This window comes from Streptomyces sp. NPDC033216 (genome assembly GCF_055577115.1).
On sequence record NZ_JBVIQK010000005.1, the window covers coordinates 381,201 to 402,101 of the forward strand.

Here is a 20,901-nt window from a genome sequence, read left to right on the forward strand (position 1 = left end):
GTCAGTGGTCGTCGGTGGTGGGGTCGACGATGCGGACTCCGAAGTGGGCGCTGAGGGCGGTGCAGGCGCGGCAGGGGGCGGCGAAGCTGCCGTGGAGGGGGTCGCCGTCCTCGCGGATGCGCCGGGCGGTGAGTTTGGCGTGTTTGAGGGCTTTGCGGGCTTCGCCGTTGGTCATGGGTCTGCGGGCGGCGCGTTTGCTGCGGGTGGCGTCCGCGGCGGCGATGTGGCGGGAGAGGAGGAGTGCCTCGGCGCAGCGGCCGGTGTAGCGGTCGCGTCGGTCGCTGGGGAGGGTGTCGAGGAAGTCCTGGACGAGGGGGTGCAGTGTGGGGGGCTGGTCGCCGCGGGCGGCGGTGCCGGTGAGGGTGGCGCCGCGGACGGAGAGGGCGGCGGCGATGGTGGGGAGTATGCCGTCGCGGCGGTGGCGGAGAGCGGGTGTGTGGGGGGTTTCGTCGCTGCTCCAGCCGATGCGGGGGTCGCCGGAGCGGCTGGTGTGCGGTCCCGTTTGTGTGGCGTTCATGATCGTCTTTCCCCTCCCGTGCATCCCCCCGGAGAACTCAGAGTGCCAAATGGCGTGCCGTGTGTGGAAGCTGGGGCGGTGCGACACGCCCGGGTTTGGGCCGACTGTCACGGCGGGGTGACGGCTGGTCACGGAAGTGGAGGGCCGGTGACCGGTGTCGTCGTACCGCATAGGCTGTCGGCACCGCCTGGCGCGCGGTTGACGCGCGTGGGAGACCGTTGGAGAGAGTCGGATACGGAGCGTGGTGGTCGGGTCCGGAGGGATTCGGTCGCCGGGGTCCGTCCAGAGTGCCGCAGGGGGCAACCGCCATGACGACAGGTCGGCTCGGGCTGGGGGCACCTCCCGGCCGCCAGGCTGGGGGACAGGCCGCGCCACCGAACGCGGCGTACGCCGGGCAGGTCGTGCATTTCCCGGATCCGGTCCGGGCCGCACGTCACCCGAGAGGGGTACGGGTGGACGAGCGTGGCTACCCGGATTTCTCGGCCTACGCGCGGGCGGCCGCGGAGATCGCGGAGCCGCCGGAGGGTTTCGGCGTCGATGAACTGCGGTTGACGGACTACGTGTCGGCGAACGCGGCGTTGTCGGCGTCGGGGCATGAGCTGTGGGACACGGTGGACAGCGTGGCGACGCCGCATGGCTGGACGTGGCATCACGTGGTGGGTTCGCGGCGGCTGGAGTTGGTTCCGGTCGAGGTGAAGGCGTTGCTGCGGCATCACGGTGGGATCGCGACGGCGGTGGTGGATCAGGCGAAGCGGGGGACGCGGCCGTTGCAGGAGACGCGGCCGGCGCATTTCGGGCTGCCGAAGTCGGGTGTGGCGGTGTCGGAGCAGCAGGTGCAGGGGGTCGAGGAGGACCTCGGGTACCGGTTGCCCGGTGCGTACCGGACGTTTTTGAAGGCCGCGGGTGGTTGTGCTCCGGTGGGGGCGGCGCTGGACGCGGAGTTGGGGCTGCTGGTGGACCAGCCGTTCTTCACGGTGCGGGACGAGGCGGCGGTCAATGATCTGGTGTACGTGAACAAGTGCCTGCGTGACCATCTGACCAAGGACTATCTGGGGGTGGGGTTCGTGCAGGGTGGTCTGCTGGCCGTGAAGGTGAAGGGCGACCGGGTCGGTTCGGTGTGGTTCTGCGCGTACGACGATGCGCGGGACGTGGATCCGGCGTGGTCGCCGGCGGAGCGGGTGGAGCGGTTGTTGCTGCCGTGCGGTGAGGATTTCGATGTGTTCCTGTCGCGGTTGGCGGGGCGGCCGCCGGAGTTGGAGACGGTGGCGAATCTGATGGTGGACGGTGGTTTCGCGCGGGTTGTTCCCGCGGCTGCCGGTTCGTCTGCTTCGTCCGTCGGTGTGGGGGAGTGATCCGGCGATGGTGACGTTCGCGCAGGCGCAGGAGCGCGGTGAAGAGTGGATCAACGGGGACGTTCCGGCGTACCAGCACCGTGAGGTGCGGGTGCGGGAGTTCGGGCTCGGGTTCGTCGTGTGGGCCGAGGACCGCGCGGAGGGGCCGCGTTCGGACGGGGGCGGGCAGCGGTTGGTGCTGGCCCGGGACAGCGGCGAGGTCACGTTGTGGCCGGCGCTGCCGGTGGGCGAGGTGGTCCGCCGGTACGAGGAGGAGTACGGCCGTCCGGAGGGTGAGGCGGAGCCGGCTCCGGCGCCGGCGGCGGCGCGGGTGGATCTGAACCAGACGTCGTTCCTGCTGTCGCCGCCGGAGTGGTTGCAGGAGGCGGCGGACCGGTTGGGGATCGGGGAGGCGGCCGGTTCTTCGTCCACCTCTTCGTCCTCTCCCTCTCCTTCTTCCTCGTCTTCGGGTGCTTCGGCTTCGGGTGTTTCGGTTTCCTCGGCCTCGTCTTCTCCGGCCTCCGTCTCTTCGGTGGGTGCGGCCGGGGAGCCGGGGGCGGGGGCGGCCGGGGAGCCGGGTGATCCGTCGCTGCCTCGGACGCAGGCGGGGGTGCCGATGCCCGCTGCCACGCCTGCCGGGGCCACGCCCTGGACGGGTACGGACACCAATGCCGATGCCGGTGACGACCGTTCCGTGCCGTTGCCGGCGACCGTGTTCGCGCCGCCGCTGAGCGGCGCGGACGACGACGCGCCGCCGCCGCCCTCGTCCGTGTCGGACGCCAAGACGGCGCTGATGTCGGCCGGCAGTCAGCTTCCGGCCACGACGGTCGCGCCGGCTCTCCGGGACCCGAACGGGCAGGATGCGCCGCACGGTGCTGCCACGCCGCCGCCCGCGCCCCCGTCCGCCCCCACGCCGCCTCCGGGGCCGGTTCCGGGGAGGCCGGGGACTCCGCCGCCACCGCCGCCGGCCGGGCCTCAGGGGACGCCTCCGCCGGGTGCGTCGTCCTACGACGGTCCGCAGGGGCCCGGTGCTCCGCAGCCGCCGGCCGGTCCGGGGGTTCCGGGCGCGTCGGGTACTTCGGCTCGGCCGCTCGCGCCGAACGCCGGGGACATCGCCGATGCCGCGACCAGCAAGGCGGCTCCGCCTCCGCGCCGACGTGTCGGTGGGGCGCCGCCGCCTCCGCCGGGTGCGCCGGGCGCGCCGGGTGCGACGCCCCCGCCGCCCTCGGGTCCGGGCGCGTCGGCGGGCGGTTACGTGCCTACGCAGCTGGTGTCGGCGCTGGATCCTGAGGGGCCGGCGGGACAAGGTGTTCCGGGGGCTGGGGCTCCTGGGACCGCCGGGGGTCCTGGTGGTCCGAATCCGCCGAACCCGCCCGCACCGCCGAACTCGCCGGGCGGTACGCCTCCGGGCGGGGTGCACCACGCGGCGACGATGCTCGCCGACCCGAGCCAGATGGGTCCGGGTGTGCCGCAGCCTCCGGGTGCTCCTCGGCCTCCGGGGGCGCCGGGGGTACCCCCGGCCCAGGCCGCGCACGGGTCCGCCGGTGGGGCTCAGGGTGCCGCGCACCGGGCCGCCACGATGCTGTCCGGGCCGGGCGGTCCCGGCGCGCCTCGGCCGCCGCACGCACCCGGCGCTCCCGGTGTGCCGGGCGCCCCCGGGATGGCTCCGGGTGCTCCGGGTATGGCTCCGGGCGCTCCGCGGCCGCCGATGCCGCCGGGTGCGATGCCTCCCCCCGGTGGGATGCCGCCGGGTGCGATGCCGCCGCCGGGTATGCCCGTGCCGGGGCAGCCTCAGGCCTACGGGTATCCCCAGCAGGGGCAGCCGACCGTCGGGCCGGGTTACCAGGCCGTGCTGCGCTACCGGGCGCACGACGGGTCGGAGCAGCAGCTGATCCGGCGTTCGGCGCCGGGCACCCCGCACCCGGAGTGGCAGATCTTCCACGAGCTGCGGGCGCTGAACGTGCCGCCGGACCAGGTCCTGGAGCTGCACACGGAGCTGGAGTCGTGCGAGCTGCCGGGGGCGTACTGTGCGCGGATGATCCGCGAGCAGTGGCCGCAGGCGCGGATCACGAGCATCGCGCCGTACGGCACGGACCACGCGAGCAGGCAGCAGGGGATGCGGCAACTGCTGGCGCATCAGGGTGAGTTGCATCAGGTCGCCGACGGTCCCGCGCGTCCCGCCCCGGTGCGGGCGCCGTTGCCTCCGGTGCAGCCGGTGCCCCCCGTCCCGCCGGAGGCCGTCGCGCAGGAGATGGGCGCGGCGTTCGGGCCGGGGGTGTTCCGGTTCGAGCAGGCCGCCGTGTCCCGGCAGGGTGTGCCGCCGGTCGTGGCGCACACGTTGGTGGTGGCGGGTCTGCCGATGGACCTGGGGCCGTTCTTCTGGGCGCAGGCCCAGCCGGGACGGCCGGTGCCGACGCTGGCGGAGCTGGCGGCGGAGCGGGGCGTGCGGCCGGCGGCGGACGCGGGCTCGTACCTCGTGATGGGCAGCGACTTCGGCAAGGCGATCTGTGTGCAGTACGGGACGGCGAACATCGTCGCCGTGCCTGTGGAGGCGGGGCCGGGCGGGGCGCCCGTACCGCCGCAGTTCGTGAACAGCGGGCTGCCGGAGTTCGCGCGCTGTCTCGCTCTGCTGGGGCGGATGTGGCGGCTGCGTTTCGGTCTCAACCAGGAGCAGGCGGGCCGCTGGACCGTGGACTTCCAGGCGCAGTTGGCGGCGCTGGACCCGGCGGCGCTCGGCTCCCCGGAGAGCTGGTGGTCGGTGCTGCTGGAGGAGATGTGGGACGGGCTGCTGTGAGGCGTACGTCTGGCTGACCCGCGTGCGGGTGAGGGCCGGGCCCGGTCGTGCGACCGGGTCCGGCCCTCTTCGTATTCGTGGTCGGCCGTGGCCCGCGCGCGGAGTGTCGCTTGAGGACACGTAAGCCTGATACATCAGGATATGCGGGAAATCATCTGTTCCGCGTCCGTCTGGTGGAAAGGGGTTCCAGGTGATCAGCGCTTCGATGGCACCACCCGGGTTCACGACCGTTCGCGGGCGCGGTTACCGGCCCGAACAGGTCGACGCGTACACGGCCGCGCTCTCGGCCGACCGGGATGCCGCCTGGGAGCGGGCCGCCCGGCTGACCGTGCTCGCCAAGGACATGGAGGCCGAGGCCGTACGGTTGCGGGAGGCCGTCAGCCGGCTGGCGCCGCAGACGTACGACGCCCTCGGGGAGCGTGCCCGGCGCATCTTCGAGCTGGGGCAGGAGGAGGCGGCGGCCGTGCGGGAAAGTGCCCGGCGCGCGGCGCGGGAGCACGTCGCGCAGGCCGAGGCGTACGCCCAGGGCGTGTGCGTGGCGGCACGGGAGTGGGCCGACGAGCTGCGCGCGGAGGCCGAGGAACGCGCCCGGCGGAAGTTGCTCGCGGCGCGTGCGGAGGCCGACGGGATCCGCGTCGGGGCCCGGCGGGAGGTGAAGGAGAACCGGGGCGAGGCCCTCGCCGCCCTGCGGGAGATGCGCCGGCGCACCGCCGCGCTGCTCGCCGACCGGGAGAAGGACCAGGCCGAGCGGTGGGCCGCCGCCGAGCGAGAGGAGGCCGCCCGGGCCGCCGCGCTCGACGCGCACCACGCGCGGCTGGTGGCGGGCGCCGAGGAGGCCTTGTCCGAGGCGAAGCAGGCCTTCGCCGACGCCGAGGAATCCGCCCTCCGGTGCCAGGAGGAGGCACGCGCGCGTGCCGCCGACATCCTCGCCGAGGCACGCGCGCGTGCGGAACGCCTCGCCCGTGAGACGGAACGGGTGCTGCGCGAGCACGGCGAGCGGTGGGACGACGTACAGGCGCACATCGACTGCGTACGCAGCAGCCTGAGCGCACTCACGGGGCGCGCGGTGCCCTAGGCGCAGCCATCGCCCCCTGCGCGCGCTTCCGAGTCCTTTCGAGCCCTTCCGCCTCGGGTCACCGCTGCGGACCGCGTCCGCCAGGTCCACCCCGCCGTGGCCTCGTACCGGTGCCGCTGTTCCTCCGCCTCACGGCGGCCCGAGGCGAGGGGGCCGAGTCGGCTGAGGGCGAAGCCGAGATGCGCTGGGGCGGCGTCGGGTCGGTCGTGCGCTGTTCGGGGGCGGGCGACCGGAGCCGGCGCGGGGTCAGTCGCCCGGCTCGCCGCGCACGGGGAAACGGCGAGGGGCCACGCACAGCAGCACCAGGAAGGCGAGTGCGGCGGCGCCCGCCGCGCCCAGGTACACGGCGTGCACGGCCTCCGCGACGGCGTGCCGGGTCGCCTCGGCGGCGGCGTCGCCCGCGTCCAGGTCGCGGGCGACGGAGTCGAGGTCACCGGCGCCGCCCAGCCGGGCGGCCAGCACCCCGTTGGCGACCGCCCCGAAGACGGCCGCGCCGATGGTCTGCCCGCTCTGGCGGCAGAAGAGGACGGACGCGGTGGTGGTCCCGCGCTCCGACCAGCCGACCGTCGACTGCACGCCGACGATCAGCGGCAGCTGGAACAGGCCCAGGGCCGCGCCGAGCAGCAGCATCAGGAGCGCCGGCTGCCAGGCGGCGCCCGGATACGGCAGGAAGGGGAACGCGAGCAGTGTCAGCGTCGCCGCGCCGATGCCGAAGAGGGCCGTGTCGCGGAAGCCGATGCGCCGGTACACGTGCTGGCTCAGAGCGGCCGACAGCGGCCAGCTCAGCGTCCACACCGACAGGACGAAGCCGGCGGTCACGGGGTCCAGGTCCAGCACCGCCTGGGCGTACGTCGGCAGGAACACCGTGGGGGCGACCATCAGCAGGCCCAGCGCGCCCAGCGCGAGGTTGACCGCGGCGATCGTACGACGGCGCCACACCCAGCCGGGGATGATCGGCTCGGCGACCCGGCGCTCGATGACCACGACGAGGCCGGCCAGGGCGAGGCCGGCGGCGAACAGGGCGAGCGACGGCGCCGACAGCCACGGCCAGGCCACCCCGCCCTGCACCAGCGCGGTCAGCAGCACCCCGCCGGTAGCGAACACCGCCAGCGCGCCGGCCCAGTCGACCCGCGCGCGTGCCCTCGACGCACCTCGCGGCTCGTGCAGATGACGCACGATCAGCCACAACGCCACCGCCCCGATGGGCAGGTTCACGAGGAAGATCCACCGCCACTCCGCGTACGCCGCCAGCAGCCCGCCCAGCCCCGGTCCCGCGACCGCGGACACCGCCCACACCGTGGACAGCCTGGACTGGATCTTCGGGCGCTCCTTCAGCGGGTAGAGGTCGGCGGCGAGGGTCTGCACCGTGCCCTGCAACGCGCCGCCGCCCAGACCCTGCACGACGCGGAACGCGATCAGCGCGCCCATGTTCCAGGCGAGCGCGCACAGCAGCGAGCCGAGCAGGAAGAGGACCGCTCCGGTCACCAGCACGGGTTTGCGGCCGAAGGTGTCGGAGAGCTTGCCGTAGACGGGCAGGGTGACCGTGACGGCGAGCAGATAGCCGGAGAACAGCCAGGAGAAGACGGAGAACCCGCCGAGGTCGCCGACGATCTGCGGCACGGCGGTGGAGACGATGGTGGCGTCGAGCGCGGCCAGCGCCATGGAGAGCATCAGCGCGGCGACGACCGCTCCCCGCTTCCCGGTGGCCGTGCCCTGCCCCGCGGCGTCCCGTGTCGCGGGTCTGGTGTCGCCCATCCGATGCCCCTCCCCTGTCTGTCCCGTGCCCCTTGCACCTATTCGCCGCGGACAGCTTCCCACTTGGTCCCGCCGCCCGACCCCCTCCCCTCGACGACGCCCCGCGCGCGGCACCTGCCGACCGCGACGGGTGGGTGGAGACCGGGCCCGACCGGGCCGGGGCGGACGCGACCCCGAGGAGCACTCCACCCGCCGGCGGACAGCCCCTAGGGGTACCTCCGTACTCCGGCTCGGGGAGGGTTCGTACCGCCGGAGGACGAGATGGCCCGGGGCGGCTCCTTAACCTGGCTTATGCCGCTGGGACGGGCGATCCCACCGGCAGGAGGTGGGGTTAACCCCCCTCGAAGACGGGCCCGAGCACCAGCGCGCCGCACCCGTCACGCCGACAGACTCTTCGACGTGGCACCCAAGACGTAGCACCCAGGACGTGGCACCGCAGACGTGGCACCGAAGACGTGACACCGCACACCGCGCACTGACGCACCACCCCGCCACCCATCACGCACCGACGCGGCACCACTCGCGCGTCCATCGACTTCCGACATAGGAGAACTACCGTGACTTCGGCTGTGACCATTCCCAGGCACGGGGGCACTGGAGGGCGTACGGCCGTTGCCGCTCGGGCGCGGCAGGTCGTCAAGGCGTACGGGTCGGGAGAGACCCGCGTCGTCGCCCTCGACCACGTCGACGTGGACATCGCCCGTGGCCGCTTCACCGCGATCATGGGCCCCTCGGGGTCCGGCAAGTCCACCCTGATGCACTGCCTCGCCGGCCTGGACACCGTCACGTCCGGGCAGATCCACCTGGACGAGACCGAGATCACCGGCCTCAAGGACAAGAAGCTGACGCAACTGCGCCGGGACCGGATCGGGTTCATCTTCCAGGCGTTCAACCTGCTGCCGACGCTCAACGCGATCGAGAACATCACGCTGCCCATGGACATCGCCGGCCGCAAGCCCGACAAGGCGTGGCTGCACCAGGTCGTCGAGACGGTCGGGCTGTCCGACCGGCTCAAGCACCGGCCCACCCAGCTCTCCGGCGGACAGCAGCAGCGTGTCGCCGTGGCTCGCGCCCTGGCCGCCCGACCCGAGATCATCTTCGGGGACGAGCCGACCGGAAACCTCGACTCGCGGGCCGGCGCCGAGGTCCTGGGCTTCCTGCGCCGCTCGGTGGACGAACTCGGCCAGACCATCGTCATGGTCACCCACGACCCGGTCGCCGCGTCCTACGCCGACCGCGTCCTGTACCTCGCGGACGGCCGCATCGTCGACGAGATGCACCAGCCGACCGCCGAGCAGGTCCTGGACCGCATGAAGGACTTCGACGCCCGGGGGCGTACGTCATGACCGTGATGAAGACCTCGATGCGCAACTTCTTCGCGCACAAGGGACGCATGGCCCTGTCGGCCGTGGCCGTCCTGCTGTCGGTGGCCTTCGTCTGCGGGACGCTGGTGTTCACCGACACCATGAACACCACCTTCGACAAGCTGTTCCAGGCCACGGCCTCGGACGTGACGGTCAGTGCCGGAGGCGCCTCCGACACCGGGGAGACCACCTCCCGCACCGGCAAGCCGCCGGTCATGCCGGCCTCCGTGCTCGACACGGTGCGCGAGGCCGAGGGCGTCCTGAAGGCGGAGGGGACGGTGTTCTCCACGTCGGCGACCGTGGTGGACCACGACCTGGACAAGCTCTCGCCCACCAGCGGCGCGCCGACCATCGTCGGCAGTTGGAACAGCAACGAGGCCCGCACCATGGAGATCACCTCCGGTGCGGCGCCCAGGGGGCCCGACCAGATCATGGTCGACGCGGACACCGCCGACAAGCATCACCTCCGCCTCGGTGACCGGATCGGGGTGATCACGGTCGTCGGCACGCATCACGCGCGCGTGTCCGGCATCGCCACCTTCACCGTCACCAACCCCGGCGCGGCGATCTTCTACCTGGACACCAGGACCGCGCAGCAGATCCTGGTCGGCCGGACCGGGGTCTACACCAACGTCAACGTCACGGCCGCCCAGGGTGTCACCGACGCCCGGCTGAAGGAGGCCGTGACGGCCGAACTCGGCGGCGGCTACAAGGTGCAGACCGCCAAGGAGGTCGCCGACGCCAACCAGAAGAGCGTCAACGGCTTCCTGAACGTGATGAAGTACGCGCTGCTCGGGTTCGCCGGGATCGCCTTCCTCGTCGGCATCTTCCTGATCGTCAACACCTTCTCGATGCTGGTCGCCCAGCGCACCCGCGAGATCGGCCTGATGCGCGCCCTCGGCTACTCGCGCAAGCAGATCAACCGGTCGGTCCTCGTCGAGGCCCTGCTGCTCGGCGGGGTGGGCTCCGTCCTGGGTGTCGGCGCGGGGGTCGGCGTGGCGGTCGGCCTGATGAAACTCATGGGCCTCATGGGCATGCACCTGTCCAGCAGCGACCTGACCGTCGTCTGGACGACTCCGGCGCTCGGCCTGCTCCTCGGCGTGGTCGTCACCGTAATGGCGGCCTACCTGCCCGCACGGCGGGCCGGCCGGATCTCCCCGATGGCCGCGCTGCGCGAGGCGGGCGCCCCGACCGACGTCAAGGCGGGTGTGGTCCGTGCGGTGTCCGGCCTGGTCCTGACGGCAGCCGGCGGCGGGAGCCTGTACGTGGCCGCCACGGCGGACACGGCCAAGGCCGGCTCGGCCTGGCTCGGCCTGGGCGTGGTGCTGACCCTCATCGGCCTCGTCGTCGTCGTTCCGCTGATCGCCGGCGCTCTGGTCCGCGTCCTCGGCGCGATCATGCTGCGGATGTTCGGCCCGGTCGGCCGGATGGCCGAGCGCAACGCGCTGCGCAACCCGCGCCGCACCGGGGCCACCGGCGCCGCGCTGATGATCGGTCTGGCCCTGGTGGCCTGCCTGTCCGTGGTCGGCTCCTCGATGGTGGCATCCGCCACCGACCAGCTGGACAAGTCCGTCGGCACGGACTTCATCATCCAGGGCGACAACGAGAGTGTGCTCGTCACCCCCCAGGCACTGAAGGCCGTGAAGGACACGCCCGGCCTGGCGCGCGTCACCGAGTACAAGCTGCTGGACGCCTCCCTGACCACCCCGGACGGCCAGGTCACCAAGGACGAGACGATCAACGCCGCCGACGCGACGTACGCCCAGGACCTGCGGACCGAAACCGTCGCAGGCAACCTCGTCGACGCCTACCAGGCCGACTCGATGTCCGTCGACGAGAGCTTCGCCGAGGCGCACGGGATCAAGCTCGGCTCCACGGTCGCCGTCGACTTCGAGGACGGTGCGACGGCCAGGCTGACGGTCCGTGCCATCACCAGCGACGACGTCGTCATCGACAAGGGGGCCATGTACACGTCCATCGCCACGGTGGCCAGGTACGTGCCCGCCGACAGGATGCCGCTCGACCTGATGCTCTTCGCCACCGCCGAGGAAGGGCAGCAGGAAGCCGCCTACGCGGCGCTGAAGTCCGCCCTGCACGGCCTGCCGGAGTACACCGTGCGCGACCAGACCGACTACAAGCAGGCGCTGAAGGACCAGATCGGCCAGCTGCTCAACATGATCTACGGCCTGCTCGCACTCGCGATCATCGTCGCCGTCCTCGGTGTCGTGAACACCCTCGCCCTCTCGGTGGTCGAGCGGACGCGGGAGATCGGCCTGATGCGGGCCATCGGCCTCTCCCGCCGCCAGTTGCGCCGCATGATCCGCCTGGAATCCGTGGTCATCGCGGTCTTCGGCGCACTGCTGGGCCTCGGCCTGGGCATGGGCTGGGGTGCGACCGCCCAGAAGCTGCTCGCGCTGGAAGGGCTGACCACCCTGGAGATCCCCTGGCCGACGATCGCCGGCGTCTTCATCGGCTCGGCCTTCGTGGGACTGTTCGCGGCCCTGGTTCCGGCCTTCAGGGCGGCGCGGATGAACGTGCTGAACGCCATCGCGACGGACTGACGTACAGGACGAGCCGTACCGGACCGAACGGCCGGCGGGGCACGGAGTTCTTCTCCGTGCCCCGCCGGCCGTTCGTGCCGTTCCGCGCCGGTCAGCCGGCGGCGCGCACCGCTTGGTAGTACTTCTTCGCGGTCTTGAGGCAGGCCTCCTTCAGCTTCTTGCGCTGAGCGGGCGTGTACGGGTCGGCCCAGGGGCGGTAGCCGCAGGCGGTGTTCAGGTCCCTGAGGAGGGCCTTGTCGATGCGCAGCTTGTGATCCCGCTTGAACTTGGAGTTGCCCACGAGAGTCTTGTAGTTGCGGTAACCGAAGTCGTGGCGGTAGCAGCCCCATCGGAAGTCGTAGCCACCGGGCAGCCTGTCCGGCGAGGAGTTGCAGTAGTTGGTGCTCCAGTTGAACCGGTATTTCTCGATCGCCTGCTTGTGGCCGCGGTGCTGGGAGAGCGCCGTGCTCCACCTCAGCGACGAGGCGTTCGAGTCCCCGGTGAGGGACTTCATCTTGGAGAGTTTCTGCGCCTTGGTGACGGCGGCGGTCGCCGTCGGGGAAGAATTCCCCACGGGTGCTGAATCGGCCATGGCGGGCGTGGCCGCGGTGGCGAGGAGGATGCCGGAAATGGCGATTCCGGGGAGCGTGGTGCGCAACTTGGACAAGGTTGATTTCCTTTCCGGAGGGGTTGGCGGCAACCATGGCATGCCCGTGCAACGGGATCAATTGCCTTCTTGTCGAGCGGCGTACCGGGAAAATCGGAATATGCTGTTCCGTGCGCTCTGACCTCGTCTTATGTGTGAGTCGACGGGGCGTATACCAGTCTCGCTATATGTCACGGAGGAGATGTCTCGGCCGTCCGCCGACGCGGATGAGGGCGAAGCTCAGATGTTGCTCAAGTGGGCGTTCGCGGAGGGCGCCTGGGCTAGTGTCCGGAGGGATGTCCGTTCCGAGGTTCGTCGGTGTCGAGCGATCCGGGAGTGAAGGTGCAGCGTCATCAACGGGGGATGGCCTGGGCGCATGCCGAGTGCAGAGGAATTCATGATGAAAGGCTGGAGGAAACCCTGGGTCGAGCCGTGCGGGAAGGACGGGGGAAAGCCGGGATGACTCAGGCACGGCTCGCGGAACTCTCCGGCCTGACCCAGGCGGCGATTTCCCGGCTGGAACACGGAAAATGCATGCCGACGTTACCTTTACTGGAACGGATCGCCCGGGCCTTCGGTTCGTCCCTGGTCGTGTCGGTGGAACCCGGGCGTGGTGTGACCGTCACGTTCGCCGGCAGCGGCGACGCCGCCTGAGGGCTGCCGTCCGCGCCGGACCCGAGGACACCTGGCCGCTCGGATCCGAGGACACCCCCGCCGGGGCCGGCGGGGGACACGCCCCTGCAAGCGGCTGCCGTCCGCGCCGGACCCGAGGACACCTGGCCGCTCGGATCCGACGAGAGCGGGCCGCTCGTGTCCGAGGACACCCCCGCCGGGGCCGGCGGCCGTGACGCCACCCGAGGGCGGCTGCCGTCCGCGCCCGCGGCGGTCCGCGCGCCGCCACCGCCGCCGACGTCGTAGGCTGGCATCCCCGGCCCGTGAGACGTGTCGGGCTGTTTGCGTTGCCCCCTCCAGGGATGGAAGAAGCCCTCATGAGCCTGCACGGTCTGCTCGACGCCGTAGTCAAGGACCCCGCCCTCGCGGAAGCGATCCCCGCGGCCGCCGAAGGCAACCGCATGCACATCGACCTGGTCGGCCCCCCGGCGGCCCGCCCCTTCGCGATCGCCGCCCTCGCCGCCAAGACCTCCCGTACGGTCCTCGCGGTCACGGCGACCGGCCGGGAGGCGGAGGACCTCGCCGCCGCCCTGCGCTCGCTGCTGCCCCCGGACGGCGTCGTGGAGTACCCCTCCTGGGAGACCCTCCCGCACGAGCGCCTCAGCCCCCGCAGCGACACCGTCGGCCGCCGCCTCGCCGTCCTGCGACGCCTGGCCCACCCCCGCCCCGACGACCCCGAGACCGGCCCGGTCTCCGTCGTCGTGGCGCCCGTGCGCTCGGTGCTCCAGCCACAGGTCAAGGGCCTCGGAGAGCTGGAGCCGGTGGCCCTGAGGGGCGGCCAGACGGCCGACCTGAACGAGGTCGTGGAAGCCCTCGCCGCCGCCGCGTACGCGCGCGTGGAGCTGGTCGAGAAGCGGGGCGAGTTCGCCGTGCGCGGCGGCATCCTGGACGTGTTCCCGCCCACCGAGGAACACCCCCTGCGCGTCGAGTTCTGGGGCGACGACGTCGAGGAGATCCGCTACTTCAAGGTCGCCGACCAGCGCTCCCTCGAAGTCGCCGAACACGGCCTGTGGGCGCCCCCCTGCCGTGAGCTGCTGCTCACCGACGACGTCCGGGCACGCGCGCGTGCCCTCGCCGAACAGCACCCCGAGCTGGGCGAGCTGCTCGGCAGGATCGCCGAGGGCATCGCCGTCGAGGGCATGGAGTCCCTCGCGCCGGTCCTCGTCGACGACATGGAGCTGCTGCTCGACGTGCTGCCGAAGGGTTCGATGGCCGTGGTCTGCGACCCGGAGCGGGTGCGCACGCGTGCGGCGGACCTGGTGGCGACGAGCCAGGAGTTCCTCCAGGCGTCCTGGGCCGCCACCGCGGGCGGGGGTGAGGCCCCCATCGACGTCGGCGCGGCCTCCCTGTGGTCCATCGCCGACGTGCGGGACCGCGCGCGCGAGCTGGACATGATGTGGTGGTCAGTGTCGCCCTTCGCCGCCGACCTGGAACTGGAGGCGGACACCCTCAAGCTCGGCATGCAGGCCCCCGAGGCCTACCGCGGCGACACCGCGAAGGCCCTCGCCGACACCAAGGGCTGGCTGGCCGAGGGTCGGCACGTGGTCTTCGTCACCGAGGGCCACGGCACGGCCGCCCGCACGGTCGAGGTGCTCGGCAACGAGGGCGTCGCGGCCCGCCTGGACACCGACCTGACCGAGCTGACCCGCTCGCTGGTGCACGTCTCCTGCGGCTCGATCGACCACGGCTTCATCGACCCGGCGCTCGGTCTCGCCGTACTCACCGAGACCGACCTGACCGGCCAGAAGGCCGCCGGCAAGGACGGCGCCCGGATGCCCGCGCGTCGCCGCAAGACCATCGACCCGCTCACCCTGGAGGCGGGCGACTACATCGTCCACGAGCAGCACGGCGTGGGCCGCTACATCGAGATGGTGCAGCGCACGGTCCAGGGCGCCACGCGCGAGTACCTGGTCGTGGAGTACGCCCCCGCCAAGCGCGGCCAGCCCGGCGACCGCCTCTACATCCCCACCGACCAGCTCGAGCAGATCACCAAGTACGTCGGCGGCGAGGCGCCCACCCTGCACCGGCTGGGCGGCGCCGACTGGACGAAGACGAAGGCGCGCGCGAAGAAGGCCGTCAAGGAGATCGCCGCCGACCTGATCAAGCTGTACAGCGCCCGCATGGCCGCCCCCGGACACGCCTTCGGCGCGGACACCCCCTGGCAGCGGGAGCTGGAGGACGCCTTCCCGTACGCGGAGACGCCCGACCAGCTCACCACCATCGCCGAGGTCAAGGACGACATGGAGAAGTCGGTCCCCATGGACCGCCTGATCTGCGGCGACGTGGGTTACGGCAAGACGGAGATCGCCGTCCGCGCCGCCTTCAAGGCCGTCCAGGACGGCAAGCAGGTCGCCGTCCTCGTCCCCACCACCCTGCTGGTGCAGCAGCACTTCGGAACCTTCAGCGAGCGGTACGCGCAGTTCCCGGTGAAGGTGAAGGCGCTGTCCCGCTTCCAGTCCGACACGGAGGCCAAGGCGGTCCTGGAGGGTCTGCGCGAGGGCTCGGTGGACGTCGTCATCGGCACCCACCGCCTGTTCTCCTCGGAGACCAAGTTCAAGGACCTGGGCCTGGTCATCGTCGACGAGGAGCAGCGCTTCGGCGTCGAGCACAAGGAGCAGCTGAAGAAGCTGCGGGCCAACGTCGACGTCCTGACGATGTCGGCCACGCCCATCCCGCGCACCCTGGAGATGGCGGTGACGGGCATCCGCGAGATGTCGACGATCACCACGCCCCCGGAGGAGCGCCACCCGGTGCTCACCTTCGTCGGTCCGTACGAGGAGAGGCAGATCGGCGCCGCCGTCCGCCGTGAACTGCTGCGCGAGGGCCAGGTCTTCTACATCCACAACCGGGTCGAGTCGATCGACCGGGCGGCGGCGCGGCTGCGCGAGATCGTGCCCGAGGCACGGATCGCCACCGCCCACGGCCAGATGTCGGAGGCAGCGCTGGAGCAGGTCGTCGTCGACTTCTGGGAGAAGCGGTTCGACGTGCTGGTGTCGACGACGATCGTCGAGTCCGGCATCGACATCTCCAACGCCAACACCCTGATCGTCGAACGCGGCGACAACTTCGGCCTGTCCCAGCTCCACCAGCTGCGCGGCCGGGTGGGCCGTGGCCGTGAACGCGGCTACGCCTACTTCCTGTACCCGCCGGAGAAACCGCTCACGGAGACGGCCCACGAGCGTCTGGCGACCATCGCCCAGCACACGGAGATGGGCGCGGGCATGTACGTGGCGATGAAGGACCTGGAGATCCGCGGCGCGGGCAACCTCCTCGGCGGCGAACAGTCGGGGCACATCGCGGGCGTCGGCTTCGATCTGTACGTCCGCATGGTCGGCGAGGCCGTCGCGGACTACCGGCGCCAGCTGGAGACGGGCGAGATCGAGGAGGAGGCACCCCTCGAGGTCAAGATCGAGCTGCCCGTCGACGCGCACGTCCCGCACGACTACGCCCCCGGCGAGCGCTTGCGCCTCCAGGCCTACCGGGCCATCGCCTCGGCCGACTCCGAGGAGGACGTCAAGGCCGTGCGCGAGGAACTGGTCGACCGTTACGGCAAGTTGCCCGAGCCGGTGGAGAACCTGCTGCTGGTGGCCGGCCTGCGGATGCTCGCGCGCTCGTGCGGCGTCGGGGAGATCGTGCTCCAGGGCGCCAACATCCGGTTCGCGCCCGTGGAGTTGCGCGAGTCGCAGGAGCTGCGGCTCAAGCGGGTCTATCCGGGGTCCGTCATCAAGCCGACCGCGCACCAGCTCCTCGTGCCCCGCCCGAAGACCGCGAAGGTCGGCGGCAAGCCATTGGTCGGCCGCGAACTGCTGGGCTGGGTGGGTGAGTTCCTGGTGACGGTGCTGGGGTAGCGACGGAGGCCGGAGACGGCAGGCCGCAGGCCGTCACGAGGCCGTCCGCGGGGCTCGGCTCCGCGGACGGCCGGATGGCGCCAACGCTGCTCCTACGGCTGCTCGGGCGGCCGTTCCTCGTCCATGCCCGTCCGCCGCTGCGGCTGCTGCTGCTGCCCGGAGTCGACCTGCGACCCGTACGTGTCGCCCGTCCGCTCGTCGACCTTCTTCTCGGCGGCGTCGGACATGTCCTTGGACTTGTCCCGCCCCTGGTGCTTGAACCTGTCGAAGATGCCCATGCGCAGCTCCCTCCGGGGTGACTACCTCCAACGGTATGCCCGGCTTGCGCCCTATGCCCACCTGGGCATCGCGGAGGTCCGCACCTTCCGGACCGCCGCCCCCGCCCCTCGCCTACGGTGTACGCGAGTCAGGCCGGGGAAAACGCCCCTGTGCGGGGTGGCACCGGTCGAGCAGGGGGAGGGGCGCGTGAGGCGTCTGAGGGGCGGGGCGGCGACCGCCGCCGTACTGGTGTGCGCCATGGCCGGCTGCACCGACCAGGTCACCGGCACCGGCTCCGCCGGACCCGGACACACCGGGAGCGGGGGAGCCGCCCTGGCGGCCGCGGAGTCGCTCACGGTGAAGGGGCGCGCTCCGCGCACCGGTTACGACCGGGACAGGTTCGGCAGCGCGTGGGCCGACACCGACTCCAACGACTGCGGGACCCGCGACGACATCCTCAGACGGGATCTGGACGACGTGCGGTTCACCTCCGGCACCTGCAAGGTGTCCTACGGCGTGCTGGAATCGGACCCGTACTCCGGCAAGGACGTGACGTACCGGCGCGGCAGCAGTCAGGTCGACATCGACCATGTCGTCGCCCTGTCCGACGCCTGGCAGAAGGGCGCCAAGTACTGGGACGCGAGCAAGCGCATCGCCCTGGCCAACGATCCCCTCAACCTGCTGGCCGTGGACGCGAGCACCAACCGGTCCAAGGGCGACGGCGACACGGCCACCTGGCTGCCGCCGAACAAGGCCTACCGGTGCCCGTACGTGGCGGCGCAGGTCGCGGTGAAGAAGAAGTACGAGCTGTGGGTCACCGCCGCCGAGAAGGCCGCCATGGAGAAGGTCCTCTCCGGCTGCCCCGGCCAGAAACTCCCCGCGGGCGGCACCCCGACAAAGGCGCCGGAACGTTTCCACGCGAACTGAGCGCGGCGCCCCCCGCTCGGCCCCCCGCTCGGCCCCCCGCTCAGCAGGCGCCGGAACCCTCCCACCCGAAGGGAGCGCGCCGCCTCCCCGCGCGGCGCCCGGGTCACGGCCACGAAAACCGGTACCCGCACCGCCCTCCCGCGGCCTACCGTCCCCCCCATGGAACCGAAGATCTTCTCCCTCGCCGAGCGGCCCGAGATGCTGGGACCGGTGGTCGGCATGCCCGACACCTGGCCGCATTTCGCCACCCAGGACCCGGTCGGCAACGCGCACTACGGGCGGATCCCCACCGAACTGCCGGAGTACGTGCTGTTCGCGGAGGACGAGCGGGGTGAGGTCCTCGCGCACGCCTACAGCGTGCCGTTCGCCCTGCGTGTCGACGGGCGCGGTGAGCTGCCCGCACGTGGCTGGGACCAGGTGCTGGTGTGGGCCTTCTCCGACCTGCGCGACGGGGTACGGCCGGACACGGTCAGCGCGATCTCGATCGTGGTCGCCCCGCACGCGCAGGGCCTGGGCCTGTCCGGGCGCATGCTCGCCGCGATGCGGGACAACGCCCGCGCACACGGTTTCACCGAGGTCGTCGCCCCGGTCCGCCCGAACGCCAAACACCTCGAACCGCGCACCCCCATCGAGGAGTACGCGCACCGGGTGCGGGACGACGGACTGCCCTACGACCCGTGGCTGCGGGTGCACGTCCGGGCCGGGGCGAGCATCGAGCGGGTCGCGCCGGCGTCGATGACGGTGGCCGCCTCGCTCGCGGAGTGGCGCCGCTGGACGGGACTGTCCTTCGACACCCGGGGCGACGTCGAGGTGCCCGGCGCGCTGGTGCCGGTGCACTGCGATCCGGAGCGCGACCACGCGGTGTACGTCGAGCCCAACGTCTGGATGCGGCACCCGCTCTGACCGCCGCGGCCGGGCCCGGCACCGGGACTCACCGGCCGTACGGGTACCCCTGATGGTAGGAGTGCGCCTGCGGCCCCGGCGTGCCGTACGCCATGGCCGGCCCGGTGGGGCGCGGCTTGTCGAACATGGCGAACAGCAGCATGCAGGCCGCCGTCGCCAGCGTCACCATGATGGCGAGGCCCATGAACCCGTCCCCCTCGGAGCTGTCGTCCGTCGCCATCCACGGCACGGTCACGCACTCGTACAGCAGGTAGGCACCGAAGGCGACCCAGTCCGAGGAACGCCCGCGGCGGATCGCCACGTACAGGAACGGCACCCACGCCAGCAGGCCGAACGAGAGCCACGCCAGCGCCACCCAGGCGATCCGCTGGAGCCAGCCCGCCTCGAGCCGCTTGTCCGCACCTGTCATCACGGTCGTCATGTCGCCCCCCTGGTAGCCAGGGAGCAAGATTAGGCCACGTCCGGGCCCGCTCGGACCTCCCTGTCTTTACTGTGACATGAGCGAATCCTGTCGCCCTGAGGGGCGGGTGTTTGCCTCTCGCGGAGGGCCGCGGGGTACGGTGCGTTCGATCCGGGGGGCTTCACACGCACGCCGCACGCCGGGACCGGGCCGTGCGCGCGCAGACGAACGATGGGGTGGGGATGGCCGAGCACCGGCAGTCCAGAAAGCGCAGATACATCACCTGGGGAGTGGCCGGCGCAGCCGTCCTCGCCGGGGCCGGGATCGCCGCGCAGAACTCGATGGCGGCCACCACCTGGCCCGCCCAGAAGACCTACACGGGCCGTGCCTTCGACACCTGCACCGCGCCCTCGCTGTCCGCGATGAAGGCCTGGAGGAGCGACGGCTTCTACGGCGCCGCCGCCGTCTACATCGGCGGCAGGAACCGCGGCTGTGCCCAGCCCAACCTCACCGCGTCCTGGGTGAAGTCGGTCAACGCGGTCGGCTGGAAGCTCATCCCGCTCTACGTCGGAGCCCAGCCGCCCTGCCAGACCAGCAACAACCCGGAGAAGTTCACCGCCGCCACCGCCGCCTCCCTCGGCGCGAGCAACGCCGATGACGCGGTCGCCAAGGCCGCCGCGCTCGGCATGAAGGCCGGCAGCCCGGTCTACCTCGACATGGAGCCGTACGACATCACGAACAAGGCGTGCAACGACGCCGTGCTCACGTACGTGCGCTCCTTCACCAAGACCCTGCGCGCCAAGACCTACCGGGCCGGCTACTACGGCTTCAGCAGCTCCAGCGCCAAGGCGGTCGCCACCGCCACGAACAGGACGGACCTGCCGGGCAACCTCTGGTACGCGCTGTGGGACAAGCAGAACACCACCACCGCGGACTGGCCCTGGGACCCCAAGCTGTACACCGACCACAGCCGCGGCCACCAGTACATGGTCAACAGCAAGGAGACCCGCGGCGGTCACACCATCACCGTGGACCGCAACGCCTGGGACGCCCCGGTCGCCCTCGTGGGCTGACCCCCGTACGGGTGCGGGCGCGGCGGTGCCCGAAGTCCTGGTGAATCGTTGGTCCAATGGGTTGGCCCCAGCCACCCCACTGCCTACCATCGATCATCGCAAGACCTTGTGCACCGCCGCACAATCTCCTCGGGAGGCTTCCTTGCACCGCCGTCGTCGCACCGCGCTCCTGCTGTCCGCCGCGATCGTCGCGGCGGGCCCCCTCCTCACGGCCTGCGGCAACGAGGCCCATCCCGGAGCGGCGGCCGTCGTCGGCGGCCAGCGGATCACCGTGTCGCAACTGGAGAACCGGGTGAACGAGGTGCGCGAGGCACAGCGCGCCGCCGTCCCCGACGACACCCAGTACGCCCAGGCCATCGCCCGTACCGGCACCCTCACCCGTGACACGCTGCACGGCATGGTCCTCGACCGGGTGCTGCACCGCGCCGCCGCGGACGCGGGCATCACCGTCAGCCGCAAGGAGGTCCAGGAGATGCGGGCCGGCCTGGAACGGCAGGCGGGCGGCGCGAAAGGCCTGGAGACCACATGGCTCCAGCAGTACGGCATTCCGCCGCAGCGCCTCGACGAGAACCTCCGCCTCCAGCTGGAGGCCCAGAAACTCGCCGACCGGCTCGGCACCGACACCAGCCGGCCCGAGTTCTGGAACGCCCTGTCGAAGGCGTCCGGGGAACTCGACGTCGACCTGAACCCGCGGTACGGCCACTGGGACGTACAGAAGGTCAGCCGCGTCGACGCCAGGACGCCGTGGGTCCGCGACGTGACGACGCGGTCCCAGGCCCCGCAGACCGCCTGACGGTA

16 protein-coding genes are annotated in these 20,901 nt (G+C 71.8%); 11 read left to right on the forward strand and 5 right to left on the reverse strand.

Annotation, left to right across the window (positions count from 1 at the left end; all coding sequences use genetic code 11):
• Position 1: 1 nt before the first annotated feature.
• Positions 2–517, reverse strand: coding sequence for a YwqJ-related putative deaminase (locus ACZ5Y0_RS13410; protein WP_469128775.1), 516 nt, complete (start codon positions 515–517; stop codon positions 2–4).
• Between the two features lie 308 nt (positions 518–825).
• Here ACZ5Y0_RS13410 and ACZ5Y0_RS13415 point away from each other — a divergent pair, with 308 nt between their 5' ends.
• From ACZ5Y0_RS13415 to ACZ5Y0_RS13425, 3 genes are all read left to right on the forward strand, one after another.
• Positions 826–1,869 (forward strand): SMI1/KNR4 family protein, encoded by a 1,044-nt coding sequence (locus ACZ5Y0_RS13415; protein WP_469128776.1) that lies wholly within the window; start codon positions 826–828, stop codon positions 1,867–1,869.
• Between the two features lie 7 nt (positions 1,870–1,876).
• Entirely contained in the window at positions 1,877–4,642 is a 2,766-nt protein-coding gene (locus ACZ5Y0_RS13420) for an SUKH-4 family immunity protein (RefSeq protein WP_469128777.1), read from the forward strand.
• Between the two features lie 205 nt (positions 4,643–4,847).
• Entirely contained in the window at positions 4,848–5,717 is an 870-nt protein-coding gene (locus tag ACZ5Y0_RS13425; RefSeq protein WP_469128778.1) for a cellulose-binding protein, read from the forward strand.
• A 246-nt stretch (positions 5,718–5,963) separates the two neighbouring features.
• Here the strand turns inward: ACZ5Y0_RS13425 and ACZ5Y0_RS13430 are convergent, their stop codons facing one another.
• Positions 5,964–7,472, reverse strand: a complete 1,509-nt coding sequence (locus ACZ5Y0_RS13430) for an MFS transporter (protein WP_469128779.1) — start codon at positions 7,470–7,472, stop codon at positions 5,964–5,966.
• A 557-nt stretch (positions 7,473–8,029) separates the two neighbouring features.
• Between ACZ5Y0_RS13430 and ACZ5Y0_RS13435 the strand changes: the two genes are divergently transcribed.
• Together ACZ5Y0_RS13435 and ACZ5Y0_RS13440 are read left to right on the forward strand one after the other, a co-directional pair.
• Positions 8,030–8,818 (forward strand): ABC transporter ATP-binding protein, encoded by a 789-nt coding sequence (locus ACZ5Y0_RS13435; protein WP_469128780.1) that lies wholly within the window; start codon positions 8,030–8,032, stop codon positions 8,816–8,818.
• Positions 8,815–11,397, forward strand: a complete 2,583-nt coding sequence (locus ACZ5Y0_RS13440; RefSeq protein ID WP_469128781.1) for an ABC transporter permease — start codon at positions 8,815–8,817, stop codon at positions 11,395–11,397. Before ACZ5Y0_RS13435 ends, ACZ5Y0_RS13440 begins: the two co-directional genes overlap by 4 nt.
• Before the next feature lie 91 nt (positions 11,398–11,488).
• On the opposite strand, the gene ACZ5Y0_RS13445 is transcribed toward ACZ5Y0_RS13440, so the two are convergent.
• The gene (locus ACZ5Y0_RS13445; RefSeq protein ID WP_469128782.1) at positions 11,489–12,043 is read right to left on the reverse strand and encodes a phospholipase A2; all 555 of its coding nucleotides are present in this window, start codon (positions 12,041–12,043) and stop codon (positions 11,489–11,491) included.
• 297 nt (positions 12,044–12,340) lie between these two features.
• Here ACZ5Y0_RS13445 and ACZ5Y0_RS13450 point away from each other — a divergent pair, with 297 nt between their 5' ends.
• Together ACZ5Y0_RS13450 and mfd are read left to right on the forward strand one after the other, a co-directional pair.
• Positions 12,341–12,676 (forward strand): helix-turn-helix transcriptional regulator, encoded by a 336-nt coding sequence (locus ACZ5Y0_RS13450; RefSeq protein ID WP_469128783.1) that lies wholly within the window; start codon positions 12,341–12,343, stop codon positions 12,674–12,676.
• A gap of 335 nt (positions 12,677–13,011) precedes the next feature.
• Positions 13,012–16,542: a transcription-repair coupling factor gene (mfd, locus tag ACZ5Y0_RS13455; protein ID WP_469128784.1), complete on the forward strand. Its 3,531-nt coding sequence runs from the start codon at positions 13,012–13,014 to the stop codon at positions 16,540–16,542.
• A gap of 92 nt (positions 16,543–16,634) precedes the next feature.
• Here the strand turns inward: mfd and ACZ5Y0_RS13460 are convergent, their stop codons facing one another.
• Complete coding sequence (locus tag ACZ5Y0_RS13460) at positions 16,635–16,820, reverse strand: antitoxin (RefSeq protein WP_469128785.1); 186 nt, start codon at positions 16,818–16,820, stop codon at positions 16,635–16,637.
• 238 nt (positions 16,821–17,058) lie between these two features.
• On the opposite strand from ACZ5Y0_RS13460, the gene ACZ5Y0_RS13465 reads away from it, so the two are divergent.
• Together ACZ5Y0_RS13465 and ACZ5Y0_RS13470 are read left to right on the forward strand one after the other, a co-directional pair.
• Complete coding sequence (locus tag ACZ5Y0_RS13465) at positions 17,059–17,727, forward strand: HNH endonuclease family protein (RefSeq protein WP_469128886.1); 669 nt, start codon at positions 17,059–17,061, stop codon at positions 17,725–17,727.
• A gap of 159 nt (positions 17,728–17,886) precedes the next feature.
• Complete coding sequence (locus tag ACZ5Y0_RS13470; protein ID WP_469128786.1) at positions 17,887–18,630, forward strand: N-acetyltransferase; 744 nt, start codon at positions 17,887–17,889, stop codon at positions 18,628–18,630.
• A 28-nt stretch (positions 18,631–18,658) separates the two neighbouring features.
• Here ACZ5Y0_RS13470 and ACZ5Y0_RS13475 read toward each other — a convergent pair whose 3' ends face one another.
• Positions 18,659–19,051, reverse strand: a complete 393-nt coding sequence (locus ACZ5Y0_RS13475; RefSeq protein ID WP_469128787.1) for a hypothetical protein — start codon at positions 19,049–19,051, stop codon at positions 18,659–18,661.
• A 221-nt stretch (positions 19,052–19,272) separates the two neighbouring features.
• Between ACZ5Y0_RS13475 and ACZ5Y0_RS13480 the strand changes: the two genes are divergently transcribed.
• On the forward strand, positions 19,273–20,103 hold the full coding sequence (locus ACZ5Y0_RS13480; RefSeq protein ID WP_469128788.1) for a glycoside hydrolase domain-containing protein: 831 nt from the start codon (positions 19,273–19,275) through the stop codon (positions 20,101–20,103).
• A 142-nt stretch (positions 20,104–20,245) separates the two neighbouring features.
• Positions 20,246–20,896, forward strand: coding sequence for a SurA N-terminal domain-containing protein (locus tag ACZ5Y0_RS13485; RefSeq protein WP_469128789.1), 651 nt, complete (start codon positions 20,246–20,248; stop codon positions 20,894–20,896).
• Positions 20,897–20,901: the final 5 nt, after the last annotated feature.